Annotated in this window: 4 protein-coding genes; all 4 read right to left on the bottom strand. The window is 41.5% G+C overall.

The window, feature by feature from the left end; genetic code table 11:
• Window positions 1-458 precede the first annotated feature (458 nt).
• The gene (locus tag QZT73_RS03880; RefSeq protein WP_291781246.1) at window positions 459-1394 is read right to left on the bottom strand and encodes a DUF4097 family beta strand repeat-containing protein; all 936 of its coding nucleotides are present in this window, start codon (window positions 1392-1394) and stop codon (window positions 459-461) included.
• Between the two features lie 4 nt (window positions 1395-1398).
• Window positions 1399-1785 carry a TM2 domain-containing protein gene (locus tag QZT73_RS03885; RefSeq protein ID WP_291781249.1) on the bottom strand — a complete coding sequence of 129 codons (387 nt, stop codon included), beginning with the start codon at window positions 1783-1785 and terminating at the stop codon, window positions 1399-1401.
• On the bottom strand, window positions 1778-2083 hold the full coding sequence (locus QZT73_RS03890) for a DUF2752 domain-containing protein (RefSeq protein ID WP_291781253.1): 306 nt from the start codon (window positions 2081-2083) through the stop codon (window positions 1778-1780). Before QZT73_RS03890 ends, QZT73_RS03885 begins: the two co-directional genes overlap by 8 nt.
• 110 nt (window positions 2084-2193) lie before the next feature.
• Window positions 2194-3279, bottom strand: coding sequence for an oxygenase MpaB family protein (locus QZT73_RS03895; RefSeq protein WP_291781256.1), 1086 nt, complete (start codon window positions 3277-3279; stop codon window positions 2194-2196).
• Window positions 3280-3365: the final 86 nt, after the last annotated feature.

The following is a 3365-nucleotide window of genomic DNA, read 5'->3' on the forward strand; positions in this document are numbered from 1 at the left end:
ACAAACTATTAATTGTAAATCATTAAAAAGAAACTGCATTTTACCCTAAAATACAAGCTGAAAAAAAAATCAATTATTTTTTATTTTTTTTATTGATCCAAAAATAAAAACCAAATCCAATAAAAAATCCGGAGTTTCCACCCCGGATCTTTTCCCCCTCCGACAAGCTCAGGGAATTGCTTTTTACCTCTGACTTGGTTCTTAATTCTAATTTCACCTCTTAATGAACGATAAACTCTGAACCATGAACGCCTGAACCCATGAACCCTATTTTGTTCAATTCCTCCGTGGCGGATAAGTTGTTTTACAAATCTTATAATATACACCTTAATCCATGAACTTCTGAACCATGAACCATGGACACTTTTTCCCTCCCTGCATCCTGACCTCAAGCTAAAAAATCCACAGAATATTTTCTTAATGCTTGGTCCTCTTGGTTCTTGGACCTTATTTCTCCCTTAAATTTCTATCCTGATACTCCCACTGCTTACAGAACCGCTGATGGTATGAACCGCTCCATTTTCTATTTTGAGGTTTTTACTCGATGATCTTTCCCCAACCTTCACGCTACCACTACCGGCTTTCAGGTCAAAATTAAAATTATCCAGATCAGACGTGGTGCTGATTCGAATAGAACCAGAGGAAGATTTCAGGAGGGTACTGGCACCGAGTCCCGAAGATTCGGCCCGAATGCTGCCCGAACTTGTACTCAGATCTCCTATTTCGCGGACATCACTTAACTTGATGCCTCCCGAACTCACCTTGGCATCTACCTTCCCTTCCACCTGCTCAAATCTTAAACTTCCAGATGAACCCTTGGCCTGAATATCACCGATTACTTCATTTAATCTTACGTTTCCTGAACTGATCTGACAATTAATAGTACCATAAAGTCTTTCTCCCCTGATGCTACCGGAAGAAGCTGTAAAGTGGATGTCATCCACTTCCAGGTCAGATGCACTGATACTTCCAGAACTCACTTTCAGGTCAATGACATCATGGCTGACATGCATGGCTTCTACAGGACCAGAAGTATTCGTTATCCTAACCTTCATGTTCTCAGGACCTGTCAAACTGATAAACCCTTTGTTTTGATTGCCAAAGTTGAACCCGGTATTGACCGCATTTCCGACCACTTCAATTTTGAGTCTGGAGCCAGATTGTCTGAACTTGATATCCAGGCCACTGTTTTCTGCAGCTTCCAAAAAAGCATTCATAAAAACATCTTGATCTCCTTCTCTACCTTCGTAGGAAACTTCCAAAAAGCGGCCCTCAATCTCTACCTCCTTTACACCACTAAACTGCTCCTCATACGACTTGGTATAGGTTTTTTCTGCTACCGCACAGGCACTGACCATAAGACCCAATGCTAAAACCAATCCTATTCTCATCATTGATCTATTCATTATTTCCAACCGTTGGGGTATAAGGACTGCCGCCATTAGACATCATAGATAAGGTTTCATGTGCGACCTTTATATTGTACTCATAGGCCAAACTCTTGTAATTGACCAAATCAACGATGGTACCTATAAAGCATAAACCGACTGTTAGAATATACAAAATACCCAAACCAATCTGCCCAAGAATAAAACGGTGCAGCCCTGCAAATCCAAAGAATCCCAGCAAACAAAGAATCAAAACCATTTGGTTGTCTTTTCTTCTGGCGCGGTAAACCTGCGCAAACAAAGCTGCCTGCTCATCATCCATGTTTTTTAAAATTCCTTGGATGTAGCCCAATTCCATGCCTTCCAATTCCGGAAGATGTCTCAATACATTAGCCATAATTTTTTGTTGTTTTGATGTTTCTGATAAGTTGAATAATTCTGAATACAATCACAGCAAAGGCAAACATAGCCAAGGGATGCATAGACCAGGAAGCTTTTAGATCTCCTTTTGTCAATAGGCTCATCGCCCGCCCCAATCCACACCCGGGACACCAATTGAATCCCAAGTTATCCAATGGGCACAAAGTGAAATGCTGTGGTCCATAAGGATCGATCAGAAATATCCCGACCAGGGCACCAATCCAGAAGATCAGCTCCAAGGGAAATTGCTGCCATATCGTAGTGATGCTTTTCATTGTTATGGTAAGGTACGAAAAGGATGCCACAAGCAAAAAACAGCTTAAAAAGGATTTAAACAGGGTTTTAACCCTAAAAACACTGCAAGAACGGACAAAAAAGTGTACGATTACGAACGCTTTCTGGATGGCAATTGCAACTTTGGGAACCTTCCAAACTGCATACTGCTCTGCTCCAAAAATATCCTTCGGGTTTTCTCATAAGAAGTACCCGTACCATACTGTTTAAAAAAACTCAAGTCGAGAAGAAAGCCATATAGGGCCTTTGGCAATTGTGTACCAGCCTTTAGATCCAGTGCCTCTGCGGCTTCCTGTCCCACAAAATAGGCCACCAATTCCGCAGTCCTATTGGCCAAGGCAGGATCTGGCACGGTATTTCTGTAGTAAGTCAACAAAGCCTGAATCAAAACATGACCAGCATCAGAAGCTCCCAAATGCCGCTTTCTGATTATTTTTTCCAATTCAAAGGCCTCTTTCGCTGTTTCCGGCCAATACGCTGTTTGGATACCCAGGTAATGTCCGATCACTTTCCAATAATGCATCACTGCTTCTGACATTTCCTTACCGGGATACCTGCCCAACTTTTCCATGCCACGCATTACCAGAAGACTAAAGGCCAAATTGGTACCGATCATATCTTCTTGATTAATCGGAACTCCCCAGTCTTCTTTCCAATCCTTGGCATATTTGGAAATAAAAAGGCGGCTAAATGCGTGAATCAACCTTACTTTTGACAGGGTCAACATGGCTTCCTCATTGCTTATGAATGTTCCCGGCCTAAAACTGTCCAAAAGAAATAAGGCCGTTTCGGCAAGCCGCATTCCAATATCATCGGTTATTCGCTTGGACCTTACCAAAACCTGGGCTCCATCCGCAAAAGCATAGCAATATGGCAGGGAATAGAAACCCAAAAGTGACAGGTAAAGATTGCCTTCTTTCTCAAAAAACACCTGGGCCATTTTCACCTTTCGCGGATTGATCCAGTTTGGCGCTTTTTTGAATTCCAACAAAAAACCAGCAAGAGGCTCTGGAAAAGAAGAAATTTCTGATAACTGTGGAAAGCTTTCCCAAGAGTTGAAGGTATCGATCCATTCAGGGAACTGAAAGAGAAAGTTTACCGTTTGATCCCCAATAGCATCCCCCTGCTTTCTGAGGATATCCAATTGCTGGTTTTGATATAATTTGAGTTTATTCACAGCATTTTAACCTTCATTATGTAATTTAGTTTCCCAATTGAGAACATTTATGTATTCTAAAATTCTTAGCGCATTTATTGTATTAA

This window comes from Cecembia sp. (assembly GCF_007126775.1).
Lineage (GTDB): Bacteria > Bacteroidota > Bacteroidia > Cytophagales > Cyclobacteriaceae > Cecembia.